This window comes from Candidatus Pelagibacter sp. PS_28, from assembly GCF_059417885.1.
Map to the genome: position 1 here is coordinate 328,850 of NZ_CM182070.1, position 23,422 is coordinate 352,271.

The following is a 23,422-nucleotide window of genomic DNA, read 5'->3' on the forward strand; positions in this document are numbered from 1 at the left end:
TTTTGTTTAGTTTAGTGATGGCTACAAAAAAGAAAAAAACAGCCAAAAAATCTAAAAGTAAGACCAAAAAAAAAATTAAGAAAAACTTGGTCAAGCGATCACCTAAAAATATTAAAAAAGTTAAAAAGAAAAAAGGTGTGGCTAAAAAAAAGTTACTTAAGCCAATAAAAAAAAATAAGCTTAAGAATATTAATAAAAGAGAGAGGGTAAAAATGAGCACAGAAACAGTAAAAGGTGGACGATCTCCATTACTAGATACGTCTCACTTAAAAGTTAAATTTCCATTTAAAGAACAATATGGAAATTTTATAGGTGGCAAATTCGTTAAACCAAAATCAGGAAAATATTTTGATAACGTAAGTCCAATTAATAATGATGTTATATGTTCCGTTCCAAGATCAGATGCAAAAGATGTTGAGGCTGCATTAGATGCTGCACACGCTGCCTTTCCTACTTGGGGAGTTACATCAATAACTGAAAGATCTAACATACTACTTAAAATAGCTGATGTTATTGAAAAAAATCTTGAACTATTAGCTACTGCTGAATGTTTAGATAATGGAAAACCAATTAGAGAGTGTATGGCAGCTGACTTACCATTAGTTGTTGATCATTGGAGATATTTTGCTGGAGTAATCAGAGCAGAAGAAGGTTCGGTTTCAGAGATAAGTAATAGTGAATATTCTTATCATATACCTGAACCACTTGGTGTAGTTGGACAGATTATACCATGGAACTTTCCATTATTAATGGCAACATGGAAACTTGCACCAGCACTTGCTGCAGGTAACTGTGTAGTTTTAAAACCAGCTGAACAAACACCAGCATCAATCTTACTATTAATGGAACTTATTGGAGACTTATTGCCTCCAGGAGTTGTTAATGTTGTAAGTGGTTTTGGTCTTGAAGCAGGTAAACCATTAGCTTCATCTAAAAGAATTAGAAAGATTGCTTTTACAGGTGAGACTACAACTGGACGTTTGATCATGCAATATGCATCACAAAACTTAATTCCAATAACTTTAGAATTAGGTGGAAAATCTCCAAATGTTTTCTTTGAGGATGTTATGGATCAAGATGATGATTTCTTTGATAAATGTCTTGAAGGTTTTGCAATGTTTACCCTTAATCAGGGTGAGGTTTGTACTTGTCCTAGTAGAGTATTAATCCAAGAATCTATCTATGATAAATTTATGGAAAGAGCAGTTGCTAGAACGAAAGCAGTCAAGCAGGACAATCCTCTAAAAATGGAAACTATGATTGGTGCTCAAGTATCATTAGAACAAATGGAAAAAATAAAATCTTACTTAGATTTAGGTAAGAAAGAAGGTGCCAAAGTTCTATGTGGTGGTGAAGTTGCTAACTTAAACAGTGGTTTGGAAAAAGGAAATTATATCCAGCCTACTATTTTTGAAGGTAATAACTCTATGAGAGTTTTCCAAGAAGAAATTTTTGGACCAGTTGTATCTGTTACTAAATTTAAAGATGAAGCTCATGCATTAGAAATAGCTAATGATACTCTTTATGGTTTAGGAGCAGGTGTTTGGACTAGAAATGGGAATATTGCTTATAGAATGGGAAGAGGAATCCAGGCTGGTAGAGTTTGGACTAACTGTTACCATGCTTATCCAGCTCATGCTGCTTTTGGAGGTTATAAACAATCTGGAATCGGTAGAGAAACACATAAAATGATGCTTAATCATTATAGACAGGTGAAAAACTTACACGTGTCGTACAGTGAGAAAAAATTAGGCTTCTTTTAACAGATATATTATAATGGCCTGTATTAAACTACAGGCCATATAACTATGAAAGTTTCCGCAACCCCTTCAGCTTTAGAACTAATTGAAGATCTAAAGAAAGATCATGGTAAAGAATTGCTCTTTCACCAATCTGGTGGATGTTGTGATGGAAGTGCTCCAATGTGTTACCCTATTAAAGAATTTTTAGTAAGTGATGACGATGTTTTAGTTGGAAAAATTGGTGGTATTCCTTTTTATATAAGTGAAACTCAACATGAAGCATGGAAAAATACAGATTTAATTATTGATTGCATTCAAGGTATGGGTGGAATGTTTTCTTTAGACAATGGAACTGGCAGAAGATTTTTAACAAGATCTGAGATTTGCGTTCCTGAAAAAAAATCAATTAATTAATTAAATTTCATTTTAACTCTTAGTGTAAGTAAAGTTACTATAATAATAAGATAAATCAAAGGTTCAACTGTAACTACTTTAACTAACCATAAGTAGTGAATAATTCCTAATAAAGAAATTATATAAATAAGTTTGTGTAGTTTTTTCCATTTATCTCTCAATAACCTTATCATTCGTTTAAATGAAGTAAGAGCAAGTGGCACTAATAAAAGCCAAGCTAAAAATCCAGCAAATATAAATTTCTTTTTTATAATATCATCTCCAATGCTAGACCAATCAAAACGATAATCTATTCCAACATATGTCATCATGTGTGCTGATGCATAAAAAAAAACAAACAACCCAAACATTCTCCTATAGCTAATCCAAAAATTTAATTTAGTAAATTTTTGTAAAGGAGTCATTGCAAGAGTTATTATGATAAAACGAAGTGTCCACTCACCAGTTACATGTGTTATTTTTTTCACAGGTTCTGGACCTAATTGATTAAAAATAATTTGATAAACAATGATTAATATTGGCAGTAAACAAAAAAAGAAAATTGGTATTTTTATATATTTCTGCATGTTTTATAAAACAAATTTATGTATCTAAAAGTTTTTCTTTAAATCCATACCTGAATATAAATGTGCAACTTCATCACCATACCCATTAAACATTTCAGTCTCAATTCTAGGAGCTAAAATACCCTCACCTATGACACGTTCTGTGGCTTGTGACCACCTAGGATGTGATACGTTCGGATTAACATTTGAGTAAAACCCATATTCTCTTGGAGACGATCTCATCCAAGATGATGTGGGCATATTTTCAACTAATTTTATTTTAACAATTGCTTTTGCACTTTTAAAACCATACTTCCAAGGAACAAAAATTCTTAATGGAGCTCCATTTTGATTAGGCAATGTTTTTCCATAAAGCCCAGTAACAACTGTTGTTATAGGATGCATCGCCTCATCAATTCTTAGACCTTCTCTATATGGCCAATTTAGAACAGGGTATCTTTGACCTTTCATTTGCTCAGGATCATAGACACTTTCAAACTCAACAAATTTTGCAGTATTTTTAATAGATACTTTACTAAGTAACTTACTTAGAGAAAATCCCATCCAAGGAATAACCATTGACCAACCCTCAACACACCTTAGTTTGTAGATTCTTTCTTCCGAAGGAAATAAAGAAATTATTTCTTCAGCTGAAATCGTAACTGGATTTTCTACTTCCCCTTCAATAGTTACACTCCAAGGTTTAGTAATAAATTCTTGTGAATTTCTATAAGGATCACTTTTACTGGTACCAAATTCATAATAATTGTTATACGTCGTAATATCTTCATATGATGTTAGCTTAGTTTTATTTTGTGAATAAGCATTGTTTAAGAATGGTATACTGCTCAAAGATATTGAACCAACACCAAGCCCAATTGATTTAATAAATTTTCTTCTTTTATTGTAAATTAATTCTGGTGTAATTTCTGAATGTTTATATTTTTTCATTTTTAATAGGATTACCTTTTAACCATTCACTTTCATCATTTTTATAATGTTCTTTTTTCCAAATAGGTGATCTTTTTTTGATTTCTTCAATTATATATCTAGATAATACGTAAGCTTCATCTCTATGTTTGCAGGCAACTGCGATAATTATACTAGTTTCTCCAAGTCCCACATAGCCCTTTATATGTTCTATAAAGACTGCTTTATCTATAATTTTAAGTTTTTCAGTAGTCTCTTTATAAATTTCTTCAAAACTTTTTAGCACTAGTTCGTCATGACTATCATAAGTCATACCAGTTACTTCTTTATTTTCATTAATATTTCTTACATTTCCTGTAAAAACAATTGAAGCTCCGTATGTAGATGATTTGATAAATGCCTCTGCTTCAGAAGTTTTTATTTTATTTTTTTCAATGTCTATAATTTTTGTATGTAGCATCAGCCACCTCCTATAGGAGGTATAATCCCAATTTTTTGATCTTTTATAATTTTAAAGTCATCACTAACAATATTATTATCTTCTGAGCAAAAAGCAGAGCTTTTAACTATTTTTATAAAATCTTCATTACCTTTAAAATTAATATCCAAGTAATCGATGATTTCTTTTCTTAAATCTTTGATTTCAATTTTTTCTTTAATATCAAATTCTAAGAAATCTTTATTACTAAAATCTCTACTTGCACCAAATAACTCAAGTTTAATCTTCATGATTAGAAAATGTTTTGTAAAAATTCTGGAAGCCCATCAGGATTTGTCCATAAACCACTTTTTCCACCTTCTTTAATTAATAATTTCACATTATCAATTCTAAGATGTGGGTTTACAATTTTACTAAGATCATAGATTGTAATTAATGCAGCATTAACTCCCATAATAGCTTCCATTTCAACACCAGTTTTTGCAACAGCTGACACAACACAAAAAACCTCTAAAGAGCTATCATCTTCATGCATGATAATTTTTGTTGCAGTATGATCTATTGGAAGTGGGTGACATAATGGAATTAATTCACTAGTTTTTTTAACACCTAAAATTGCTGAAACTTCAGCTAAAGTGATCGGATCACCTTTAGGCATTTCTTTATTTCTAATTAGATTAAAAACTTCTTTTCCTACATAAATTCTCCCAGAAGCTAACGCTCTTCTAAAAGTTTCTTTTTTTGATGAAACATCAATCATATTAAAAGAATTTTTTTTAAAAATTTCTTTAGCCCAGTCTTTTAATTTTTCTTCATTTATTGCCTTTAAGCTTGTCATTTATCCTCCAGTGCTTGATAAATTTGGAGTAATTCCAGTATCTCCAAGTTCTAAATAATGTGACTCTTTTTTAAGATGCAATTGTTTTATGATAAGATCTACAAGTTCATCTTTTTGACCATCATCTTGCAATAAATGCCTGATGCTAATTCCGGTATTACCAAACAAACATAATCTTAAATCACCTCTAGAGGTAACTCTTAATCTATTACAAGTTTGGCAAAAATCTTTAGTATAAGGAGCAATTAATCCAAATTTACCCTCATATTCAGGATGTATAAAGTTTAATGAAGGACCAGCATCTTTACCAAATGTTTGAGATATCCAGTTATTTTTTTCTAAATAGTCTTTGAATATTTTTGAAGAAACATGGTTTTTCTTGAAATAATCTAAATTATCACCAGTTTGCATCAATTCTATAAACCTAAAGTCAATTTTGTTTTTTTTTATAAAGTTTCCAAATTTTTCAAATTCTTCATAGGTATCATTAATACCTTTGAGTAAAACGGCATTAATTTTTATATTTTTAAAATCTAGTTTTTGTAAAATCTTTATACCTTCTAAAATTTCATTAAGCCTGTCATGTCCTGTTAGTTTTTTAAAAGTTTCTCTATTTAAACTGTCAATACTAATATTTATTCCATCTAAACCAGCTTCAAATAATTGTTCTGCAATTTTGTCTAAACGATAACCATTAGTTGTCATTGTTACTTTGGGTATATTGGAATTTTGCTTCATATCTTTTAAGATATCAAAAAAGTCTTTTCTAACTGTTGGCTCTCCACCAGTTAATCTAATTTTACAAACACCTAATTCAGATAATGCTTTTGTCAATCTTGAAATTTCTTCTGCAGACATAAAACTTCTCATGTCTCCAGGTGTTTTTTTGTAACCTTGTGGTAAACAGTAGGAGCACTTATAATTACAGATGTCTGTGATCGATAGTCTTATGTAGGGAAATTTTCTTCCAAAAGTATCACTTAGTAATTTCATCTTATATTTATTACATTATATTATAATAATAATATATGAGCAAAATTATTACCAAATCGGAACTGGATCTATTTAAAAAAGACGGAGCTGTCTTAATCAAGGGTAAATTTGATAACGCATGGATTGACAGGTTAAAAACAGGGATTAATAAAGCCAAAGAAAACCCTAGTCCGCGATTTGTAAATCATACTAAAGATCAAAATCAACCTGGATATTATGAGGATTTTTGGACTTGGGATTTACATGAAGAATTTAGAGATTTCGTGTTTAAATCTCCTACTGCAAAAATTGCGGCAGAACTTTTGGAAGCAAAAAAAATTAATTTAGTAATGGATAATTGGTTTTTTAGAGAAGCAGGGTCAAAATCATTACCCCCTTTTCATCACGATATATCATATTTTGATTTTGAAGGATCTATGTGTGTTTTGTGGATACCACTTGAACCAATAAAAAAAGAGGATGGTATAGCTTGGGTTAAAGGTTCTCATTTGTGGGATAAATTATTCCTAAGAACACGGTTTAATGACGGCCATGAAGTTGATGGTGAACCAGGGATTGTTAATGGAAAAAAATATGAATTAACTCCCGATATATTAAAAAATAAAAATGATTATGAGTTTTTGCAGTGGGATCTAGATATTGGGGATTGTATTTATTTCGATATTAGAACCTTACATGGAGGATTAGATACTGTTATACCAAATAGAGATATACATCGTTACACATTAAGAATGGCAAAAGAAAATTCGCAGATTATTTATAGGGGAGAATGGGCAAGAGAGGAAAGGTCTATTATGGAAGCTAATGGCTATAAAAATGGTGACAAATTAGAAGGTATAATGTTTCCAAAACTTTGGTCTTTAGGATAAAAGTAGTAAAAATTTATAAATTATGTACGAAAAATTTGGACAATTTATTGATGGTAACTGGTCTCCTTCAGCAGACAAGGGAACTTATGAGGTTATCAATCCAGCAACAGAAGAAATTTTAGGTCATGCTTCTAAAGCAACATCTGTTGATGTTGATAAAGCATTAAAGTCTGCTGAAAAAGGATTACAAATCTGGAAAAAAACAACACCCTGGGACAGATCTTATATTCTTAGACGTATAGCAGATAAACTTCGAGAGAAAAAAGATTTATTAGCTAAATGGATGACTTTAGAAAATGGAAAACCTTTAGCAGAAGGTGTTGGTGAAACAAACGGAGCAGCAGACATTTTTGAATGGAATGCTGAAGAGACAAAAAGAATTTTTGGACAAACTATTGAAAGTAGATTTGAAGACACAAGAGTTCATGTTTATTATCAACCAGTTGGAGTTGTAGCAGCATTATCGCCTTGGAATTTTCCACTTATTTTAGCAGCTAGAAAAATATCTACTGCACTGGCTGCAGGATGTTCGGTAATTATTAAACCTGATACAATTACACCTGGTGTAGTAATGGAGTTGGTTGATATCTGTAGAGAGTGTGGGGTTCCACCAGGAGCAGTTAATCTTTTATCAGGCGATCCACCAAGCATAGCCTCTCAATTAATTCAATCAGATATAGTTAAAAAAATTTCAATTACTGGATCTTTAAGAGTTGGAAAATTAATTTTAAAACAAGCTGCTGATAAAGTTCAAAGAGTAACAATGGAGTTAAGTGGCCATTCTCCTTTTATAGTTTTTGATGATGCTGATGTTAAAAAAGCAGCTGATATGGCTATTGCTGCAAAATTTAGAAATAATGGACAAGTTTGTATTTCTCCTAATAGATTTTATATTCATGAAAATAAAAAAGAGGAATTTATTAATTTATTTATTGAGAGAACTAAAAAGTTAAAAATTGGAAATGGAATGGATCCAGACACTCAATTAGGTCCATTAACAACTCAAAAAAGATTAAATGAAGTTGAGGAATTAGTTGAAAAAACTAAACAGGAAGGTGCTAAAGTTTTATTAGGTGGAAAAAGACCAGCAGGCTTTAATAAAGGTTTTTATTATGAGCCAACAGTTTTTGATGATGTAAAAGATGATTTTACTATTATGAAACAAGAACCATTTGGACCATTAGTTCCAATGTTGTCATTTAAATCTTTTGATGAAGTCATTGAAAGAGCTAACGATAATGACCTTGGTTTATGTAGTTATGTTTGTACTAATTCAATGGAAACAGCTAATCTGGCATCAGAAAAATTAGAAACTGGATCTGTAGCAGTTAATACAGGAGTTGTTGCGGTTGCTGAGGCACCATTTGGTGGGATAAAACAGAGTGGATATGGAAGAGAAGGTGGATCAATGGCTATCAAAGATTATCTAAATGTTAAATATACTCACATGGGCATTAAAGGCTAAGTGAAATGCAGATAGGGTTTGATGTTGGTGCAACAAAGATTGAAAGTGTAGTTTTAGATAGAGAAGGCACTGAACACTTTAGAGAAAGAAGAGACTGCCCAAAAGATTATAACGAAATTATCAAATTAATAAAAAATACCTCTTTAGAATTAGAAAAAAAAATATCACAAACTCTTCAAGTGGGTGTTTGTCATCCAGGTGTTCATTCACCACAAAGTGGTCTTGTTAAAAATGCACCAAATTGTATATGGATTGAAAAAAAACCATTTCAAAAAGATTTACATGAGGCTTTAGGAAGAGAGGTTTTTTGTGAAAACGATGGTAATTGTTTTGCATTATCAGAAGCAATTGATGGTTCAGGAAAAAATTATAAAATTGTTTATGGCATTATTCTAGGATCAGGTGCTGGAGGAGGACTTGTTATAGATAAACAAATTGTATCTGGACCAAATGGTATTGCAGGAGAATGGGGTCATAATCAACTACCATATATGGCCGCTAAAAAAGAAAACCTTGAAACATCGAATCTTAGAGAGTCTGAGATAGAAAGTTTTATTTCAGGAATAGGTTTAGCAAAAAAATATAATAAAAAATATAAAACAAATTTAAAAACTAAAGACATTTTTCAACTTAACTCTAGACATGATATAGATGCTGAAAAATTTATTGATCAATTTAAAATTAATTTAGCAATGTCATTAGCAACTATTATAAATATAATGGATCCTGATGCATTTGTTTTTGGTGGAGGTGTCTCTAACTCAATTGATTTTTTTCCCGAGGTTCAAAATCTAGTAAAAAAATATGTTATTGGAAGAGAATACGAAGGAGTTTTTCTTAAACCCAAATATGGTGATGCTAGTGGTGTTAGAGGAGCTGCTAGATTGGGTAGAAAAAGCAATTATTAGTTAATTCTCGTGAAAAGTGATTTTCTATTTTTTTATAATTAAATATTAACAATTAAATCAATATCAATTATTAAAAAGTGTTAAAACAATTGTAAGTTGTGTGTTCAATTAGCACTTACTATTTAAAGGTTTTATTTGTACAAATTCTTATCAAATATTTAATTTACTTAAATTAACCAAAAGGAAAAATATGAAAATGAAAAAAGTATTAATTGCATTATTTGCAATTTCTTTAGTTCCAAATATTTCATTTGCTGGACCTAAAGCTGAAGTGCTTCACTGGTGGACATCTGGTGGAGAAGCAAAAGCATTGAGTGTTTTAAAAGCTGACTTTGCTGCAAAAGGTGGTGTTTGGACTGATATGCCTGTTGCAGGCGGTGGTGGAGATGCTGCTATGCAAACTTTAAAAGCTCGTATTGTTGCTGGTGATTCACCTGCAGCTGCGCAAGTTAAAGGACCTGCAATTCAAGAATATGATGATCAAGGTGTTATCAAACCTTACAACATCGACTCTGTTGCAAAAGCTGAGGGTTGGGACAATTTAGTAAGCAAACAAGTTGCACAACACATGAAGTGTAATAATTTTACACAATATTGTGCTGCTCCAGTTAACATTCACAGAATTGATTGGTTTTGGGCTAATAAAAGTGTTTTAGATTCTAATGGAATTAAAATGCCTACTACATGGAAGCAATTTAATGCTGCAGCAGACAAACTACAGGCTGCAGGTATAATTCCATTTGCTCATGGTGGTCAACCTTGGCAAGATGCTACTGTTTTTGAGGCTGTTGCTTTAGGAATAGGTGGAAATGATTTCTATAAAAAAGCTTTTATAGATTTAGACCCAAAAGCTTTAAGCGGTTCAACTATGGTTAAGATATTTGACCAAATGAGAAAACTTAAAGGATACACTGATGCAGGTTCACCAGGAAGAGATTGGAACGTTGCAACTGGTATGGTTATGGATGGCAAAGCTGCTTTTCAAATTATGGGTGACTGGGCAAAAGGAGAATTTTCTGCAAAAGGTTTAACACCTGGAAAAGATTATCTTTGTTCACCAACACCATCTAATAATGGATACCTTTATAATGTAGATTCTTTTGTATTCTACAATGTTAAAGGAGCTGATAAATTAGAAGGTCAAAAGTTACTAGCAAGTTTAATCATGGGTAAAAACTTTCAAAAAGTTTTTAACATGTATAAAGGTTCAATACCTGCAAGATTAGATGTTTCAATGGCTGACTTTGATGATTGTGCAAAAAAATCAAATTCAGACTTGAATGCAGCTAGTAAAGCTGGTGGTTTAATGCCTAGTTATGCTCATGGAATGGCTCTAAAAGGAGCTCAGTCTGGTGCAATAACTGACGTTGTAACTGAACACTTTAACTCAAACATGTCTTCAAAAGATGCTGCGATGAAACTAGCAGCAGCTGTTAAAGCGTCTTTGTAATTTTAAAGTTAAAATAATTAAAATCTGTGTCACTAAGTTAGTGGCACAGATTATTTATTTATAATGTATTGGTTAAAAAAAAATTTACCTAAAATTGTAGTTGCACCATCTTTTGCAGTTATACTTTGGTTTGTATATGGTTTTATTGGATGGACTTTCTATATATCACTTACTAAATCAAAACTATTACCTAATTATGAATTTTGGGGAATTCACCAATATGTTCGTTTATGGCAAATGCCACGTTGGCATGTAGCTGTTGAAAATTTATTTATTTTTACAAGTTTGTTTATTATTTTATGTATTTTTATTGGTGTCATTCTTTCAATTTTTTTAGATCAAAAAATTAGATCAGAAGGAGTTATAAAAACTATTTATCTTTATCCAATGGCATTATCTTTTATTGTAACGGGCACTGCATGGAAATGGATTTTAAACCCTACAATGGGGATTGAAAAATTTGCACACCAAATTGGATTTGAAAACTTTCAATTTGATTGGTTGGTTACCCCAGGGATGTCTATTTACACAATTGTAATTGCAGGAGTTTGGCAATCATCAGGATTTATAATGGCTATTTTTTTAGCAGGCTTAAGATCTATAGATGACGAGGTTATAAAAGCTGCAAAAGTTGATGGTGCCAGCACTTTTTCAATTTATATAAAGATTGTTTTACCCATGATGCGACCAGTGTTTATGAGTGCAATTGTAATTTTAGTTCATTTATCAATTAAAAGTTATGACCTGGTAATTGCCTTAACTGCTGGTGGCCCAGGAATTTCTTCAGATATGCCAGCAGTATTTATGACAAAAATGGCTTTTGGAAGAAGTGAAGTTGGACTTGCATCTGCTAGTGCAATTATGATGTTTGCTACAGTTTCAGCAATAATTGTACCGTATCTTTATTCAGAATTAAGAAGGGAGCAAGATGCTAAATAAAAAAAAAGTATCTCGTATTTTTCTTTTTTTAGTTTTAGGAGTATTTGTCTTTTATTATATCACCCCTTTGTATGTAATGATTGTTACTTCATTAAAGACAATGAACGAAATAAGAGAAGGTAACTTATTTAGTTTGCCAAACAGCATTAATTTTGAATCTTGGAAAATTGCATGGGCTGGTAGAGGTGAAGGAACTAGTGATGTTTTTTTAAAACCATATTTTTTTAATTCACTTAAAATAGCTATACCTGCTCTAATAATTTCAACATTTCTAGGAGCTCTAAATGGATATGCTTTAACAAAATGGAAATTTAAAGGTGCAAATTTAATATTTTTACTATTTCTTTTTGGCACTTTTATTCCTTATCAAGCAATACTTCTTCCCATGGCTAGAACTTTGGGTTTTCTTGGAATATCAAATTCACCATTTGGTTTAATACTTGTCCACACTGTGTATGGCTTAGGGTTCACGACTTTGTTTTTTAGAAATTATTATGTTTCAATATCAGATGAGATTATTAGAGCTGCTAAAGTTGATGGAGCAGGTTTTTTTAAAATTTTTTTTAAAATATTGTTACCTGTATCATTACCAATCTTAGTAGTGACAATTATTTTTCAATTTACACAAATTTGGAATGATTTTTTATTTGGTGTGACTTTTTCTTTTGGTGAAAATGCACCGCTTCAAGTAGCGTTAAACAATATGGTATTAACATCGGCCTCTGTAAAATATTATAATGTTGATATGGCAGCAGCAATTATGGCTGCATTACCAACTTTAATAATATATGTCTTAGCAGGTAATTACTTTATTAAAGGACTAACAGCAGGGTCAGTGAAAGGATAACATGGCAACGTTAAATATTAATAATTTAGAAAAAAGATTTAAACAAACAGAGGTTTTAAAGGGAATAAATTTAAACGTTGAAGAAGGTGACTTTCTTGTATTATTGGGTCCATCTGGTTGTGGAAAATCTACGTTGTTAAATACTATTGCTGGTCTTGAAGAATCTAGTGTGGGAGAAATATTAATAGACAACCAAATAGTAAACAAAATGGAGCCTAGTGAGCGAGATATAGCTTTTGTGTTTCAGTCTTATGCTCTTTACCCAGCAATGAGCGTCAAAGATAATATTACATTTGGTTTAAAACAAAGAAAAATTTCCAAAGAAAAAATTAATCAATCATTAAACAAAATAGCAGAATTACTTAAGATTACCGAATTGTTAGATAGAAAACCAGCGCAACTTTCTGGAGGACAAAGGCAAAGAGTAGCCATGGGCAGAGCATTAGTTAGAGAGCCTAAAATCTTTTTGTTTGATGAGCCACTTTCAAATCTAGATGCAAAACTTAGGATCGAGATGCGCAGAGAAATTAAGAAACTACATAAGAATTTAAAAACGACTATGGTTTATGTTACGCATGATCAAACTGAAGCTATGAGCTTGGGAACAAAAATTGCAATAATGAATAATGGTAAAATTGAACAATTTGATACTCCAAAAAATATTTATAATAAACCTAGTAGTGTGTTTGTTGCTGACTTTGTAGGTTCTCCATCAATGAATTTTATTAAAGGTTCTTTGACATCAAATAATAAATTGATTTCATTCTTACCTGATCATGCTAGTGAAAATGAGACTATAAATTTTAATCACAATAAAGAATTACAAAATAATTCTGCAGTTTTATTCGGTATAAGGCCAGAACATATTTTTTTAAAAAAAACTCATGCTGCTAGAGTGGCAAAAGATGAAAATTTTGCTGAAATTAAAGTTAAAACTGAATTACATGAATATATTGGTCATGAACAAATAATTACTTTTAGCTATTTGGGACAGGAACTATTGGGTAAATTTGCATCTTCAATAGATGTTGAGATTGATAAAGAAATGACATTGTTTATTGATTTAAATAATATTTCTATTTTTGATAAAGATACCAAACAGAGAATATAAGTTATATAATCAATAAAATGAAAAGTATTGCGTTTATTGGAATTGGACTCATGGGTTTTCCCATGGCAAAAAACCTTCTTAAATCTGGTTATAATTTAAAAGCCTATAATAGATCTCAAGATAAAGCAGATAGACTAAAAGAATTTGGAGCAGAAATATCTGCATCCATTAAAGACGTTGTCACAAATTCTGACATAATTATCACTATGCTTACGGACGATAATGCTGTTGAAAAAGTAATGGGCAGCGATGAATTTATTTCTAATATAAAAGAAGGAGCTACTGTTATTGATATGAGTTCGGTTAATCCAGTTTTGACCGTAAAATATTCAAAAAAATTAAAAGAAAAAAAAATAGATTATTTAGATGCTCCAGTTTCTGGTGGAACTATTGGGGCAGAAGAGGCAACTTTAGCTATAATGGTTGGTGGTGATGAAGAAACTTTTAAAAATTGCTATGAGCTGTTAAAAAAAATGGGTAACCCAACATTAGTAGGCCCCGTGTCTTCTGGCCAAATTTCAAAACTAGCAAATCAAATTATTGTAGGTGTTACTATTGGAGCAGTTGCAGAAGCTGTTACATTATGTGAAAAATCTGGAACCAATCCAAATAAAATGATTGAAGCTTTATCAGGAGGATGGGCTGACAGTAAAATATTACAAACACACGGAAAAAGAATGATTGATAAAGATTTTACACCAAAAGGAAAAACCACAACACAGTTAAAAGATATGACAAATATTATTAACGCAGGAAAAGCAGTTGAAACTCATTTGCCTATTTCTAGTTTAGTTAAAGAAATGTATAAAGATCTAGTAGCAGATGGTCATGGTAATACAGATCATAGCTCTTTATATAATGCGATTGAAAAAATAAATAAAAAATGAAATTTTTAAGAATTGGAAAAGAAGGTCAAGAAATTCCTGTAGCATTAGATAAGGATGGAAAATATAGAAATCTATCATCAATTATTAAAGACTTAAATCCTGAGAATATTAATTTTGAAACTTTAGATAAAATTAAAGATATAAACTTAGAGAGCTTGGAAGTAATAAATCAAAATGAAAGAATAGGATCTTGTATTTCTAAACCTGGAAACTTTTTTGCAATCGGTTTAAATTATGTAGAGCATGCAAAAGAAACTGGTGCGAAAACACCTGAAAACCCAGTTCTATTTAATAAATCTGTTCATTCTATAATTGGACCAAACGACAATGTGATTATTCCTAAGACTTCAAAAAAATTAGATCATGAAGTTGAAATTGCTTTTGTGATCGGAAAAAAAGCAAAAAGAGTTTTAGAAAAAGATGCACAAGATTATATTTTTGGATACTGTATTTGTAACGATATTAGTGAGCGTGAATGGCAAAAAGAAAAAGGGGGCCAGTGGGTAAAGGGTAAATCTGGTGATACATTCGGACCTTTAGGTCCATATTTAGTAACTAAAGATGAAATTCAAGACATTAATAATTTGAATTTAATGCTAGATGTTAATGGTCACAGACATCAAACAGGTAACACTAATCAGATGATTTTCAATTTTAACTTCTTGGTAGCCCATATTACAAGTTTTATAACGTTAATGCCTGGTGATATAGTTACAACAGGAACTCCTCCTGGAGTTGGTCTTGGCATGAGTCCTCCTGTTTTTTTAAAAGATGGTGATAACATGGAGCTATCAATTGATAATCTTGGAAGACAAAACTTAAAAGTGTTAGCTGAATAATATTTAATGTTAGAATTATTTATTGCATTTGGCGCAGGGTTAATTAGCTTTTTATCTCCATGCGTCTTACCACTAATACCTGGTTATGTTTCATTTATTACTGGTAGTACATTAAATGAAATTTTAGAAAAAAAGAAAATAGATTTATTGCCGTTGATAGTTTTTTCATTAGGTTTTTCTTTTGTATTCATTGTCTTTGGTGCAACTGCCTCTTTCTTAGGACAAATTCTTTTACAAAATTCTCAAATTTTAAGAACTATTGCTGGAGTTATAATAATCATATTCTCTCTTCAATTAATTGGTGTTTTAAATATTAAATTTCTCAATGTTGAAAAGAAATTTTATACAAAAAAATCAAATAATATTTTCTTTGTATTTATTATTGGAATGGCATTTGGCTTTGGATGGACACCGTGTATTGGCCCTATTTTAGGATCAATTCTTGCTTTAGCTTCTACTGAAGAAACTATTTATAAAGCAATTTTACTGTTAAGTTTTTATTCACTTGGATTAGCGATACCTTTTGTCCTATCGGGTTATTTGATGCAAAAGTTTTTACTATTTTCAAAAAATTTCAAAAGAAATATTAGTTTGGTTACAAAAGGTGGGGGTACAATACTTTTAATTACAGGAATTTTAATTTTAACAAACCAATTACAAGTTCTTGGCTATTATATTCTGAATTATTTACCATTTTTACAAAATTTCGGTTAGAAACTACTAAAGATAATTAATTCATGAAAATATATCAAATTGACACCAGCGCTAGAAAAGAAGGTTCTACCTCAAGAGCTTTAGCAAAAAAATTATTGGATAAAATTAAAAAGCCAGAAGATGAGGTTGTTTACCGAGACCTTAATGACGAAATGATATTTATTTCTAATTTAACTGAGTCAGGAATGAAAATCCCTGATGGTGAGCAAACAGAGCAACATAAGAAAATGTTTGAAATGTCAGATAAACTAGTCATGGAGTTAAAAGAAAGCGACACAATTATAATTTCTGTACCAATTTATAATTTTGGCCCACCAGCAACACTAAAAGCCTGGGCAGATTTGGCAGCAAGAGTTAAAGAAACATTTAAATATAATGAAGACGGAAGCAGGGTAGGTTTGCTTGAAGACAAACAAGTTTATCTCATAATTACCTCTGGTGGCACAAAGATCAATAGTAAGGAAGATTTTTTAACACCTTGGCTAACTCATGTTTTAAATTTTTTTGGTATAAAAAAAATAGATATTATTGCTGCAGATCAATTGGCCATAGATTATGAAAAATCAATTAAAGATGCAGAAAAGCAAATTGAGAATATAATACAATGAGTTTATTAAGCGTTAATGAATATAAGTTATATTCGAAATTTTTAAGCAATTTAGCAAAAGACTTAAATAAATTTTATTATTCAAAACTTAATAAAACTTTTGTGATATCTAATAAGCTTAAAGGCAAAGGGTATGATCCTGTTACAACAGCTGACAAAGCATTTGAAAAATTTATTAGATTAAAAATTAAAAAAAAATTTCCAAATCATCAAGTTATAGGTGAAGAGTTTGGCTACAAAAAATCAACTAGTGACTTTACATGGGTGATAGATCCTATAGATGGAACAAGATCATTTGTAATAGGTAACCCCACATGGAGCAATTTAATTTCTCTTAATTTCAAAGGTAATCCTGTTGTAGGTTTAGCGAATTTTCCAATATTAAATAAGTACTATTTAAATTTTGATAATAAAAACTCTTTTGTTTTTGAGCAGGGTAAAAAAAGAAAAATTTTTGTTTCAAAGAATGTCCCTTTTTCAAAAATAAAAGTTTCAGGTGCTTTCCATGGTGCAGTTAGCCTTAGGCAGCAAATGAAAATACCAAAAGTTTTAAAATTAATGCAATTTCCAACTGCAGATGCATTAAGTTATTCTCATCTATGTGAGGGAAAAATTGATGTTGTATTTCAGGCTACAAATAAAATTTGGGATATTCATCCACTAATGCCAATTATAAAAGCAGCAGGTGGAGTTGTAACTACTTGGGATAATAGAGATGCAGTTAATGCTGGAAATATTTTAGTTTCAGCTAATCAATCTATTCATAATAAAATGCTTAAGCTTTTAAAATCAGTTTCAAAATAAATGCATACAAGAACTAAAAAGATATTAGATTTTTGGTTTAAAGAAACCTCATCAAAAAAAAGATTTCAAAAACATAAAGATTTTGATGCGCTAATAAAAAAGAATTTTTTAAAAGATTATGAGTTAGCAGGTTCAAATGAGTATGATGATTGGCAAGATAGTCCCCTTGGTTCTTTAGCTTTAGTTATTTTATTTGATCAATTTTCAAGAAATATGTTTAGAGATGATCCAAAAGCTTTTATCCAAGATCATAAAGCAAGGTTGATAGTTAACGATTCCGTTTATGCAGGCTTTTTAGATGAAATGGATCAAGATCAAAGATTGTTTATGATATTACCACTAATTCACAGTGAAGAGATCACAGATCATGATATGGCCTATTATCTACTAGATAAATTCTTAAAAGATCATCCAGGTTTAATCTCTATAAAAAAATCTTGGAAAGATCACACCTTAGTAATAAAGAAATTTCATAGATATCCTCATCGAAACTTAGTGTTAGTTAGAAAATCTACTCCTGAGGAAATAGAGTTTCTAGCTCAACCAAATTCATCCTGGTAAAATGTTCACTAAACGAACAAATAAAATAAGCTATTCAATCTCTGCATTGCTGTAGTGACAATATGTCATTTTAATATCTTAAAGTGCCGTCTATAAGGAGCCTACAAAATTCAAAAATTAACATTATCTTCTCTCTCTATTAGATAGTTAATATTAGCTTCCCTCGAAAGGGGGGAGTTTCTTATTGTCAATATCCCCACTGAATAATATAAATTTTATATGAATTTCAAATTTGTTTATAAAATATGTACCAAATCTGAATGGCAAGAGGTTAAGACTAAAGGTAAATTAACAGGTTCTAAAAAAGATTTAGAAGATGGTTACATCCATTTTTCAGGTGATGATCAAGTTGCTGGAACGCTTAAAAAATTTTACCAAAATCAAAAAGATTTAATTTTATTAAAGGTTGATACTTTAAAGTTAGATCATTTAGTTTGGGAACAAGCATCAGATGGAAATATGTTTCCACATTTATATTCGCCACTAGATATTTCTAATGTAGTTGATGAATTTGATATTATTTTAAATGATGATGGCAATCATGTGTTGCCAGATATTTTTTGACCGCTTTTTTTAAGGGGGTCACCCTTTCGGTAAACTCCAAAAGAGTTCCCCTGTAAGTGAGCGGTATACGCTAAAATCTATAATAATAGATTCATATTTTATTGGTCTTATCTAGTCTTTGATTATTTAATCACACCAGTTATGTGTCAGGTGGTGATAAATTCATAATCATCCTCCTTTATTGATATTTATATATTAGCATTTTTGAATATTGTATTCAAAATATTTATTTCACTTTATGTTAAATATATTTATTGAATGCAACCTAGCAAAACTGTAGGATTTCGATAATTTTAGAAACTCTCCTAACTAGTTTTATTTAAATAATTTTATTAATTATTACCTAAAAGATTTACCATTAGTACACCCACAATAATAAAACATAAACCAACTATCGAATAAAGATTTGGAACTTGATTATATTTGATTATGCCAACACCTACAGTTGAGATAATCGCAAGACCCGCAAATGATGCGTAAGTAATTCCCATTGGAATATTTTTCATCACCATTGATAAGGCATACATACATAAAACTATAGTAATTGCCGTAATAATACTTGGAACAAGTAGAGTAAAACCTTCAGCACTTTTTGCAAAACTATTTGAAGCAACACCTAGTACTACTGCTAAAGCTAGAAATAAGTAGGAAGTTGTCATATTCATTAATTAGTTTTTCCCATTGTGTTTAATAATATAACACCAATAATAATTAAAGATATTCCAAGAACAGCATAAAGGTTTGGTGTTTGATTGTATTTTACAACACCAAAGATTGTTACAGCTGTAATAGTGAGCCCCCCGTAAGTAGCGTAAGTAAAGCCCACGGGTATAATGGTCATTGCCTTAGATAAACAAAAGATACATGCAACAATTGTAATAATACAAAAAATAGTAGGATAAATATTTGTAAAGCCTTCTGTAGCTTTTAAAAAACCATTGGATGAAATTCCAAGTATTATTGCTAACACTAGAAATATATAGCCACCAGTAAGATTCATCTAATTATCTTAAATGAAATATTGTTAGAGATATATAATTATTTAGATATTACCACCAACCCATTACACGGCCGTTACCAGCAATAATTAATAGGCAAGTTAATACATGAAGCGCTATCCAAAATGTTCTAAAAGCTAATGCTTTTTTAACATCGGTTTGTTTTATAGGTAAAAATTCAGGTTTATCTTTGTCATTAATACCTATTGGCATTCCAACAGTTCTTGCCCAAATTTTTAACCAACGTCTTTGACCAGTCATAATTTTATTTAAATTTAATCAATCCAATTAGGAAAAGGTAATCCTTTTTCTTCAAGAAAAGATTTGTTAAACATTTTAGTAGCGTACTTTTCACTTTTATCACAAAGAATTGTTACAATAGTTTTTCCAGGACCAAGCTCTTTACCTAATCTAATTGCACCAGCAATATTAATTCCACAACTAGTACCAAGACTTAATCCTTCATTTTGAATTAGGTCGTATAGAATAGGAAGTGCTTCATGGTCATCAATTGAGTAAGCATCATCAATTTTAGCATTTTCAAAATTTTTAGTAATTCGACTTGAGCCAATTCCTTCAGTAATTGAACCACCTTCAGATTTTAATTCTCCATTTTTTATATAATTGTAAAGAGCAGAGCCTTTTGGATCAGATAGAAATATTTTTATATCTTTATTTTTTTCTTTAAGAGCATTACTTACTCCTGAAATTGTTCCACCTGTTCCAGATGAACATACAAAGCCATCAACTTTACCTTCGGTTTGATCCCAAATTTCTTGTCCGGTTCCTTCATAATGACCCTTAGCATTTGCAACATTGTCAAACTGATTAGCCCAAACAACACCGTTATTATTCGAAGGTCTTAATTCATCAGCAAGTTTTGCTGCAACTTTTACAAAGTTTGCATCATCTTTATAAGGTTTAGCTGGAACTAGTCTTAAATCAGCACCAATATTTCTAAGAAGATCTTTTTTTTCTTGTGTTTGGTTATCATTCATTACTATGATTGTTTTATAACCAAGTGAATTACCAAGTAGACATAAGCCAATACCAGTATTACCAGCAGTACCTTCAACAATTGTTCCACCTTTAGAGATTAATTTTTTTTCTTCAGCATCTCTAATCAATGTAAGTGCTGCACGATCTTTAACAGAACCACCAGGGTTCATAAATTCTGCTTTACCGTAAATATTACAACCAGTAATCTCTGATGCAGCTCTAAGTTTGATTAAAGGAGTATTGCCTATTCCAGAAATAAAGTTGTCTTGAATATTTTTCATTAACTTGAAGTATTTTTATCTACCTCTTCTACCGCATAAGGTTTAAATTCTTCAGTTGCTGTACCAACATTTTTAGCAGGTATTCCAACCATTACTGCATTTTCGGAAACATCTTTTGTAACTACTGCATTAGCTCCAATTTTAGCATTAGCACCAATTATTACAGGGCCTAATATTTGTGCACCAGAACCAACCACAACACAATCACCTAATGTGGGGTGTCTCTTAACTTGTCTCTGTTCGTTTGAATTAATACTTGGTGCGATCCCACCTAAAGTTGCCATATGATAAATGGTTACATTATTTCCAATTTCTGATGTCTCACCGATTACAACACCCATACCATGGTCAATAAATAAATTTTTTCCAATCTTAGCTCCTGGATGAATTTCTATTCCAGTAAAAAACCTAGATAGCTGAGAGATTATTCTTGCAACTAAATGAAATTTAGCAAGTTGAAAAAAATTAGCAACTCTATGAAAAAAAACTGCTTTAACACCAGGGTAAGTTAAAATTAAACTTAGTTTAGATTTTGCCGCAGGGTCTCTGTCAATTATAGATTGTAAAAAGTCGTTCATTTTTTTGCTAGTGTTGATTATAATTTTATATTGCTTTATATAAGCTTTAAATAAGCAATTTAAAGAGGAAAATCTATGTACAAAAACACTAACTGTTTTCATTTAGCAATACCTTGTGGCGATTTAGAGAAAGCAAAACATTTTTACAGTGAAATATTAGGGTGCCGATTAGATAACTCGGCTCAAGAATGGGCAGATGTAGATTTTTGGGGAAATGAATTAACTCTTCACGCAAGTGAGCATAAACTTGAAAGTGAAAGACATGATGTTGATATGGGTAACGTTTCCGTTCCTCATTTCGGTGTACATTTATCTAGAGAAAATTTTAATTCACTAAAAAAGAGATTAACAGACAACAATACAAAATATTATGATGAGCCTTATTTAAGGTTTAAAGGCACGAAGTATGAACAGGAAACATTCTTTGTTAAAGATCCTAATGAAAATATTTTAGAGATTAAAACATTGACTGCAAATCCAGAATAGCTTCTTTACTAAAATCAATCTTTAGAATATCTTTAAATCTATAAAATGACTGTAGATTACAAAACTATAGCTAAAAATTTAAAATTTGAAGGCAGAGCTTTTATTAATGGTAAACATGTAGATGCCATTGATGGCGAAAAATTTGAAAATATAAACCCTGCAACAGGCGAAGTCCTTTGTGCAGTTTCAAAATGTAATCATAAAGATGTTGATTTAGCAGTTAAAGTTTCAAGAAAAGCTTTTGATAGTGGAGTTTGGTCTAGAACATCCCCAGAATTTAGAAAAGATGTTTTACTGAAATTTGCAGAATTACTAAGACAAACTGGTGAAGAAAATTCTGTTCTTGAATGCGTAGATACTGGAAAATTAATTGGAGACTGCATTAATGAGGTTGCAAATGACGCGCCAATGCATTTCCAGTGGTATGGAGAATTAATAGATAAAGTATTTGGTAAAGTTGGACCAACAGAACCATCGTTAACTAGTTTAATTGTTAAAGAACCAATTGGTGTTGTTGCTGGAGTTGTTCCATGGAACTTCCCTTTAATGATGGCAGTTTGGAAAATGGCACCAGCGTTAGCTGCAGGATGCTCTGTTATAATTAAACCAGCAGAAGACACACCTTTAACTGCAATTAGAGTTGCTCAAATTGCTAAAGAAGCAGGTATTCCAGATGGAGTTTTAAATGTATTACCTGGCTTTGGAGATGTGGGAGAAGCACTGGGTAGACACAATGATGTTGATGCAGTTTCATTTACTGGCTCAACAGAAGTTGGAGGACTGTTCATGAAATATTCTGGTGAAAGTAATTTAAAGACAATTAGTTTAGAGATGGGTGGTAAAAGTCCGTTCATCGTTTTAGAAGATGCAAAAATCACAGATAATTTAATTGATAATGCAATTAATTCTGCCTTTTGGAATGGTGGACAGAACTGCTCTGCAAATATGAGGCAAATAATTCACACTAAAGTTAAAGATGAATTTTTAGATAAAGTTTCCAAAAAAGTAAAAGATCTTAAAGTAGGAGATCCTTTAGATCCAAGCTCTAATATGGGATCAATGATTTCTAAAAAACATCTAGCAACTGTTGATGGGTACATTCAAAAAGGAGTTGATGAAGGTGCTAAATTATTATTTGGAGGAGTTTCAAGTAAAGATCAAAAAGGTTTTTTTGCAAAACCAACTCTTTTTGATGATTTAAAAGAGAATATGACTATTGCCCAAGAAGAAATTTTCGGACCAGTACTTGGTGTTCTTACAATCAATAGTGATGAAGAAGCTTTGAAAATTGCAAGTAATTCAAAGTATGGGTTGCACGCAAGTGTTTTTACTCAAGATATAGATAGGGCTTTTCATATGGCTAAAAGTTTACCTTGTGGAACTGTCTCTGTTAATACTTTTTCTGAAGGAGATATTAAAACGCCCTTTGGTGGATACAGACAATCTGGATCTTTAAGTAGAGATCAAGGTACAGAAGCTCTGGACCAATACCTTCAAACCAAGACTATTTGGATTAGTCATTCATAAAAAGATAAATAATATTAGGGATTATAAGTAGATAATTTTCTTTGACTTGCTCAAAAGTTTTAAGTTATGCTAGTTTTTTTAAATTAA

General features: G+C 31.0%; 29 protein-coding genes. 18 read left to right on the forward strand and 11 right to left on the reverse strand.

Annotation, left to right across the window (positions count from 1 at the left end):
- Positions 1-212 precede the first annotated feature (212 nt).
- Both adh and AC5SMR_RS01720 read left to right on the forward strand, forming a co-directional pair.
- The gene (adh, locus tag AC5SMR_RS01715) at positions 213-1,763 is read left to right on the forward strand and encodes an aldehyde dehydrogenase (RefSeq protein WP_026362714.1); all 1,551 of its coding nucleotides are present in this window, start codon (positions 213-215) and stop codon (positions 1,761-1,763) included.
- Between the two features lie 45 nt (positions 1,764-1,808).
- Positions 1,809-2,156: a DUF779 domain-containing protein gene (locus AC5SMR_RS01720; RefSeq protein ID WP_494577133.1), complete on the forward strand. Its 348-nt coding sequence runs from the start codon at positions 1,809-1,811 to the stop codon at positions 2,154-2,156.
- On the opposite strand, the gene msrQ is transcribed toward AC5SMR_RS01720, so the two are convergent.
- From msrQ to moaA, 6 genes are read right to left on the reverse strand one after another with little or no spacing between them, the layout of a single operon-like run.
- The gene (gene msrQ, locus AC5SMR_RS01725; RefSeq protein WP_494577134.1) at positions 2,153-2,722 is read right to left on the reverse strand and encodes a protein-methionine-sulfoxide reductase heme-binding subunit MsrQ; all 570 of its coding nucleotides are present in this window, start codon (positions 2,720-2,722) and stop codon (positions 2,153-2,155) included. The genes AC5SMR_RS01720 and msrQ overlap by 4 nt on opposite strands.
- A gap of 24 nt (positions 2,723-2,746) precedes the next feature.
- A complete protein-coding gene (gene msrP / locus AC5SMR_RS01730; RefSeq protein WP_494577135.1) occupies positions 2,747-3,652 on the reverse strand; it encodes a protein-methionine-sulfoxide reductase catalytic subunit MsrP in 906 nt (301 codons plus the stop codon).
- Complete coding sequence (locus tag AC5SMR_RS01735; protein ID WP_494577136.1) at positions 3,639-4,091, reverse strand: molybdopterin synthase catalytic subunit; 453 nt, start codon at positions 4,089-4,091, stop codon at positions 3,639-3,641. Before AC5SMR_RS01735 ends, msrP begins: the two co-directional genes overlap by 14 nt.
- Positions 4,091-4,360, reverse strand: a complete 270-nt coding sequence (locus AC5SMR_RS01740) for a molybdopterin biosynthesis protein MoeD (RefSeq protein WP_494577137.1) — start codon at positions 4,358-4,360, stop codon at positions 4,091-4,093. Before AC5SMR_RS01740 ends, AC5SMR_RS01735 begins: the two co-directional genes overlap by 1 nt.
- A 2-nt stretch (positions 4,361-4,362) precedes the next feature.
- Positions 4,363-4,908 carry a cyclic pyranopterin monophosphate synthase MoaC gene (moaC, locus tag AC5SMR_RS01745; RefSeq protein WP_494577138.1) on the reverse strand — a complete coding sequence of 182 codons (546 nt, stop codon included), beginning with the start codon at positions 4,906-4,908 and terminating at the stop codon, positions 4,363-4,365.
- Positions 4,909-5,901 carry a GTP 3',8-cyclase MoaA gene (gene moaA, locus AC5SMR_RS01750; protein ID WP_494577139.1) on the reverse strand — a complete coding sequence of 331 codons (993 nt, stop codon included), beginning with the start codon at positions 5,899-5,901 and terminating at the stop codon, positions 4,909-4,911.
- Between the two features lie 35 nt (positions 5,902-5,936).
- On the opposite strand from moaA, the gene AC5SMR_RS01755 reads away from it, so the two are divergent.
- The 14 genes from AC5SMR_RS01755 to AC5SMR_RS01820 all read left to right on the forward strand — a co-directional run bounded on the left by AC5SMR_RS01755 (position 5,937) and on the right by AC5SMR_RS01820 (position 18,466).
- Entirely contained in the window at positions 5,937-6,770 is an 834-nt protein-coding gene (locus AC5SMR_RS01755; RefSeq protein ID WP_020169258.1) for a phytanoyl-CoA dioxygenase family protein, read from the forward strand.
- A 22-nt stretch (positions 6,771-6,792) separates the two neighbouring features.
- Entirely contained in the window at positions 6,793-8,235 is a 1,443-nt protein-coding gene (locus AC5SMR_RS01760; RefSeq protein ID WP_494577140.1) for an NAD-dependent succinate-semialdehyde dehydrogenase, read from the forward strand.
- A gap of 5 nt (positions 8,236-8,240) precedes the next feature.
- Positions 8,241-9,143, forward strand: coding sequence for an ROK family protein (locus tag AC5SMR_RS01765; RefSeq protein WP_494577141.1), 903 nt, complete (start codon positions 8,241-8,243; stop codon positions 9,141-9,143).
- Positions 9,144-9,333: 190 nt separating this feature from the next.
- Positions 9,334-10,593 carry an ABC transporter substrate-binding protein gene (locus AC5SMR_RS01770; RefSeq protein WP_271622978.1) on the forward strand — a complete coding sequence of 420 codons (1,260 nt, stop codon included), beginning with the start codon at positions 9,334-9,336 and terminating at the stop codon, positions 10,591-10,593.
- A 63-nt stretch (positions 10,594-10,656) separates the two neighbouring features.
- Positions 10,657-11,532 (forward strand): carbohydrate ABC transporter permease, encoded by an 876-nt coding sequence (locus tag AC5SMR_RS01775; RefSeq protein WP_494577142.1) that lies wholly within the window; start codon positions 10,657-10,659, stop codon positions 11,530-11,532.
- Positions 11,522-12,379 (forward strand): carbohydrate ABC transporter permease, encoded by an 858-nt coding sequence (locus AC5SMR_RS01780; protein WP_018413992.1) that lies wholly within the window; start codon positions 11,522-11,524, stop codon positions 12,377-12,379. Before AC5SMR_RS01775 ends, AC5SMR_RS01780 begins: the two co-directional genes overlap by 11 nt.
- Position 12,380: 1 nt before the next feature.
- Positions 12,381-13,490, forward strand: coding sequence for an ABC transporter ATP-binding protein (locus AC5SMR_RS01785; RefSeq protein ID WP_494577143.1), 1,110 nt, complete (start codon positions 12,381-12,383; stop codon positions 13,488-13,490).
- Between the two features lie 17 nt (positions 13,491-13,507).
- On the forward strand, positions 13,508-14,377 hold the full coding sequence (locus AC5SMR_RS01790; protein WP_494577144.1) for an NAD(P)-dependent oxidoreductase: 870 nt from the start codon (positions 13,508-13,510) through the stop codon (positions 14,375-14,377).
- On the forward strand, positions 14,374-15,216 hold the full coding sequence (locus AC5SMR_RS01795) for a fumarylacetoacetate hydrolase family protein (protein ID WP_494577145.1): 843 nt from the start codon (positions 14,374-14,376) through the stop codon (positions 15,214-15,216). Before AC5SMR_RS01790 ends, AC5SMR_RS01795 begins: the two co-directional genes overlap by 4 nt.
- A 6-nt stretch (positions 15,217-15,222) precedes the next feature.
- Positions 15,223-15,930: a cytochrome c biogenesis CcdA family protein gene (locus AC5SMR_RS01800; RefSeq protein ID WP_494577146.1), complete on the forward strand. Its 708-nt coding sequence runs from the start codon at positions 15,223-15,225 to the stop codon at positions 15,928-15,930.
- Between the two features lie 23 nt (positions 15,931-15,953).
- Positions 15,954-16,538, forward strand: a complete 585-nt coding sequence (locus tag AC5SMR_RS01805) for an FMN-dependent NADH-azoreductase (RefSeq protein WP_494577147.1) — start codon at positions 15,954-15,956, stop codon at positions 16,536-16,538.
- Positions 16,535-17,341, forward strand: a complete 807-nt coding sequence (locus AC5SMR_RS01810; protein WP_494577148.1) for an inositol monophosphatase family protein — start codon at positions 16,535-16,537, stop codon at positions 17,339-17,341. The genes AC5SMR_RS01805 and AC5SMR_RS01810 overlap by 4 nt, the downstream gene beginning before the upstream one ends.
- Positions 17,342-17,902: a DUF924 family protein gene (locus AC5SMR_RS01815; RefSeq protein WP_494577149.1), complete on the forward strand. Its 561-nt coding sequence runs from the start codon at positions 17,342-17,344 to the stop codon at positions 17,900-17,902. It begins immediately after the preceding gene.
- A gap of 219 nt (positions 17,903-18,121) precedes the next feature.
- A complete protein-coding gene (locus tag AC5SMR_RS01820; protein ID WP_494577150.1) occupies positions 18,122-18,466 on the forward strand; it encodes a DUF952 domain-containing protein in 345 nt (114 codons plus the stop codon).
- 332 nt (positions 18,467-18,798) lie between these two features.
- Here the strand turns inward: AC5SMR_RS01820 and AC5SMR_RS01825 are convergent, their stop codons facing one another.
- From AC5SMR_RS01825 to epsC, 5 genes are read right to left on the reverse strand one after another with little or no spacing between them, the layout of a single operon-like run.
- The gene (locus AC5SMR_RS01825; RefSeq protein WP_006997130.1) at positions 18,799-19,131 is read right to left on the reverse strand and encodes a DMT family transporter; all 333 of its coding nucleotides are present in this window, start codon (positions 19,129-19,131) and stop codon (positions 18,799-18,801) included.
- Positions 19,131-19,466, reverse strand: a complete 336-nt coding sequence (locus AC5SMR_RS01830; RefSeq protein ID WP_006997129.1) for a DMT family transporter — start codon at positions 19,464-19,466, stop codon at positions 19,131-19,133. Before AC5SMR_RS01830 ends, AC5SMR_RS01825 begins: the two co-directional genes overlap by 1 nt.
- Before the next feature lie 49 nt (positions 19,467-19,515).
- A complete protein-coding gene (locus tag AC5SMR_RS01835; RefSeq protein WP_006997128.1) occupies positions 19,516-19,725 on the reverse strand; it encodes a hypothetical protein in 210 nt (69 codons plus the stop codon).
- 14 nt (positions 19,726-19,739) lie between these two features.
- On the reverse strand, positions 19,740-20,744 hold the full coding sequence (locus tag AC5SMR_RS01840) for a cysteine synthase A (RefSeq protein ID WP_494577151.1): 1,005 nt from the start codon (positions 20,742-20,744) through the stop codon (positions 19,740-19,742).
- Positions 20,744-21,322: a serine O-acetyltransferase EpsC gene (gene epsC, locus AC5SMR_RS01845; RefSeq protein ID WP_494577152.1), complete on the reverse strand. Its 579-nt coding sequence runs from the start codon at positions 21,320-21,322 to the stop codon at positions 20,744-20,746. The genes AC5SMR_RS01840 and epsC overlap by 1 nt, the downstream gene beginning before the upstream one ends.
- Positions 21,323-21,397: 75 nt before the next feature.
- Here epsC and AC5SMR_RS01850 point away from each other — a divergent pair, with 75 nt between their 5' ends.
- Positions 21,398-21,808: a VOC family protein gene (locus AC5SMR_RS01850; RefSeq protein ID WP_494577153.1), complete on the forward strand. Its 411-nt coding sequence runs from the start codon at positions 21,398-21,400 to the stop codon at positions 21,806-21,808.
- 45 nt (positions 21,809-21,853) lie between these two features.
- Positions 21,854-23,335 (forward strand): aldehyde dehydrogenase, encoded by a 1,482-nt coding sequence (locus AC5SMR_RS01855; RefSeq protein ID WP_494577154.1) that lies wholly within the window; start codon positions 21,854-21,856, stop codon positions 23,333-23,335.
- The last annotated feature ends 87 nt before the right edge of the window (positions 23,336-23,422 follow it).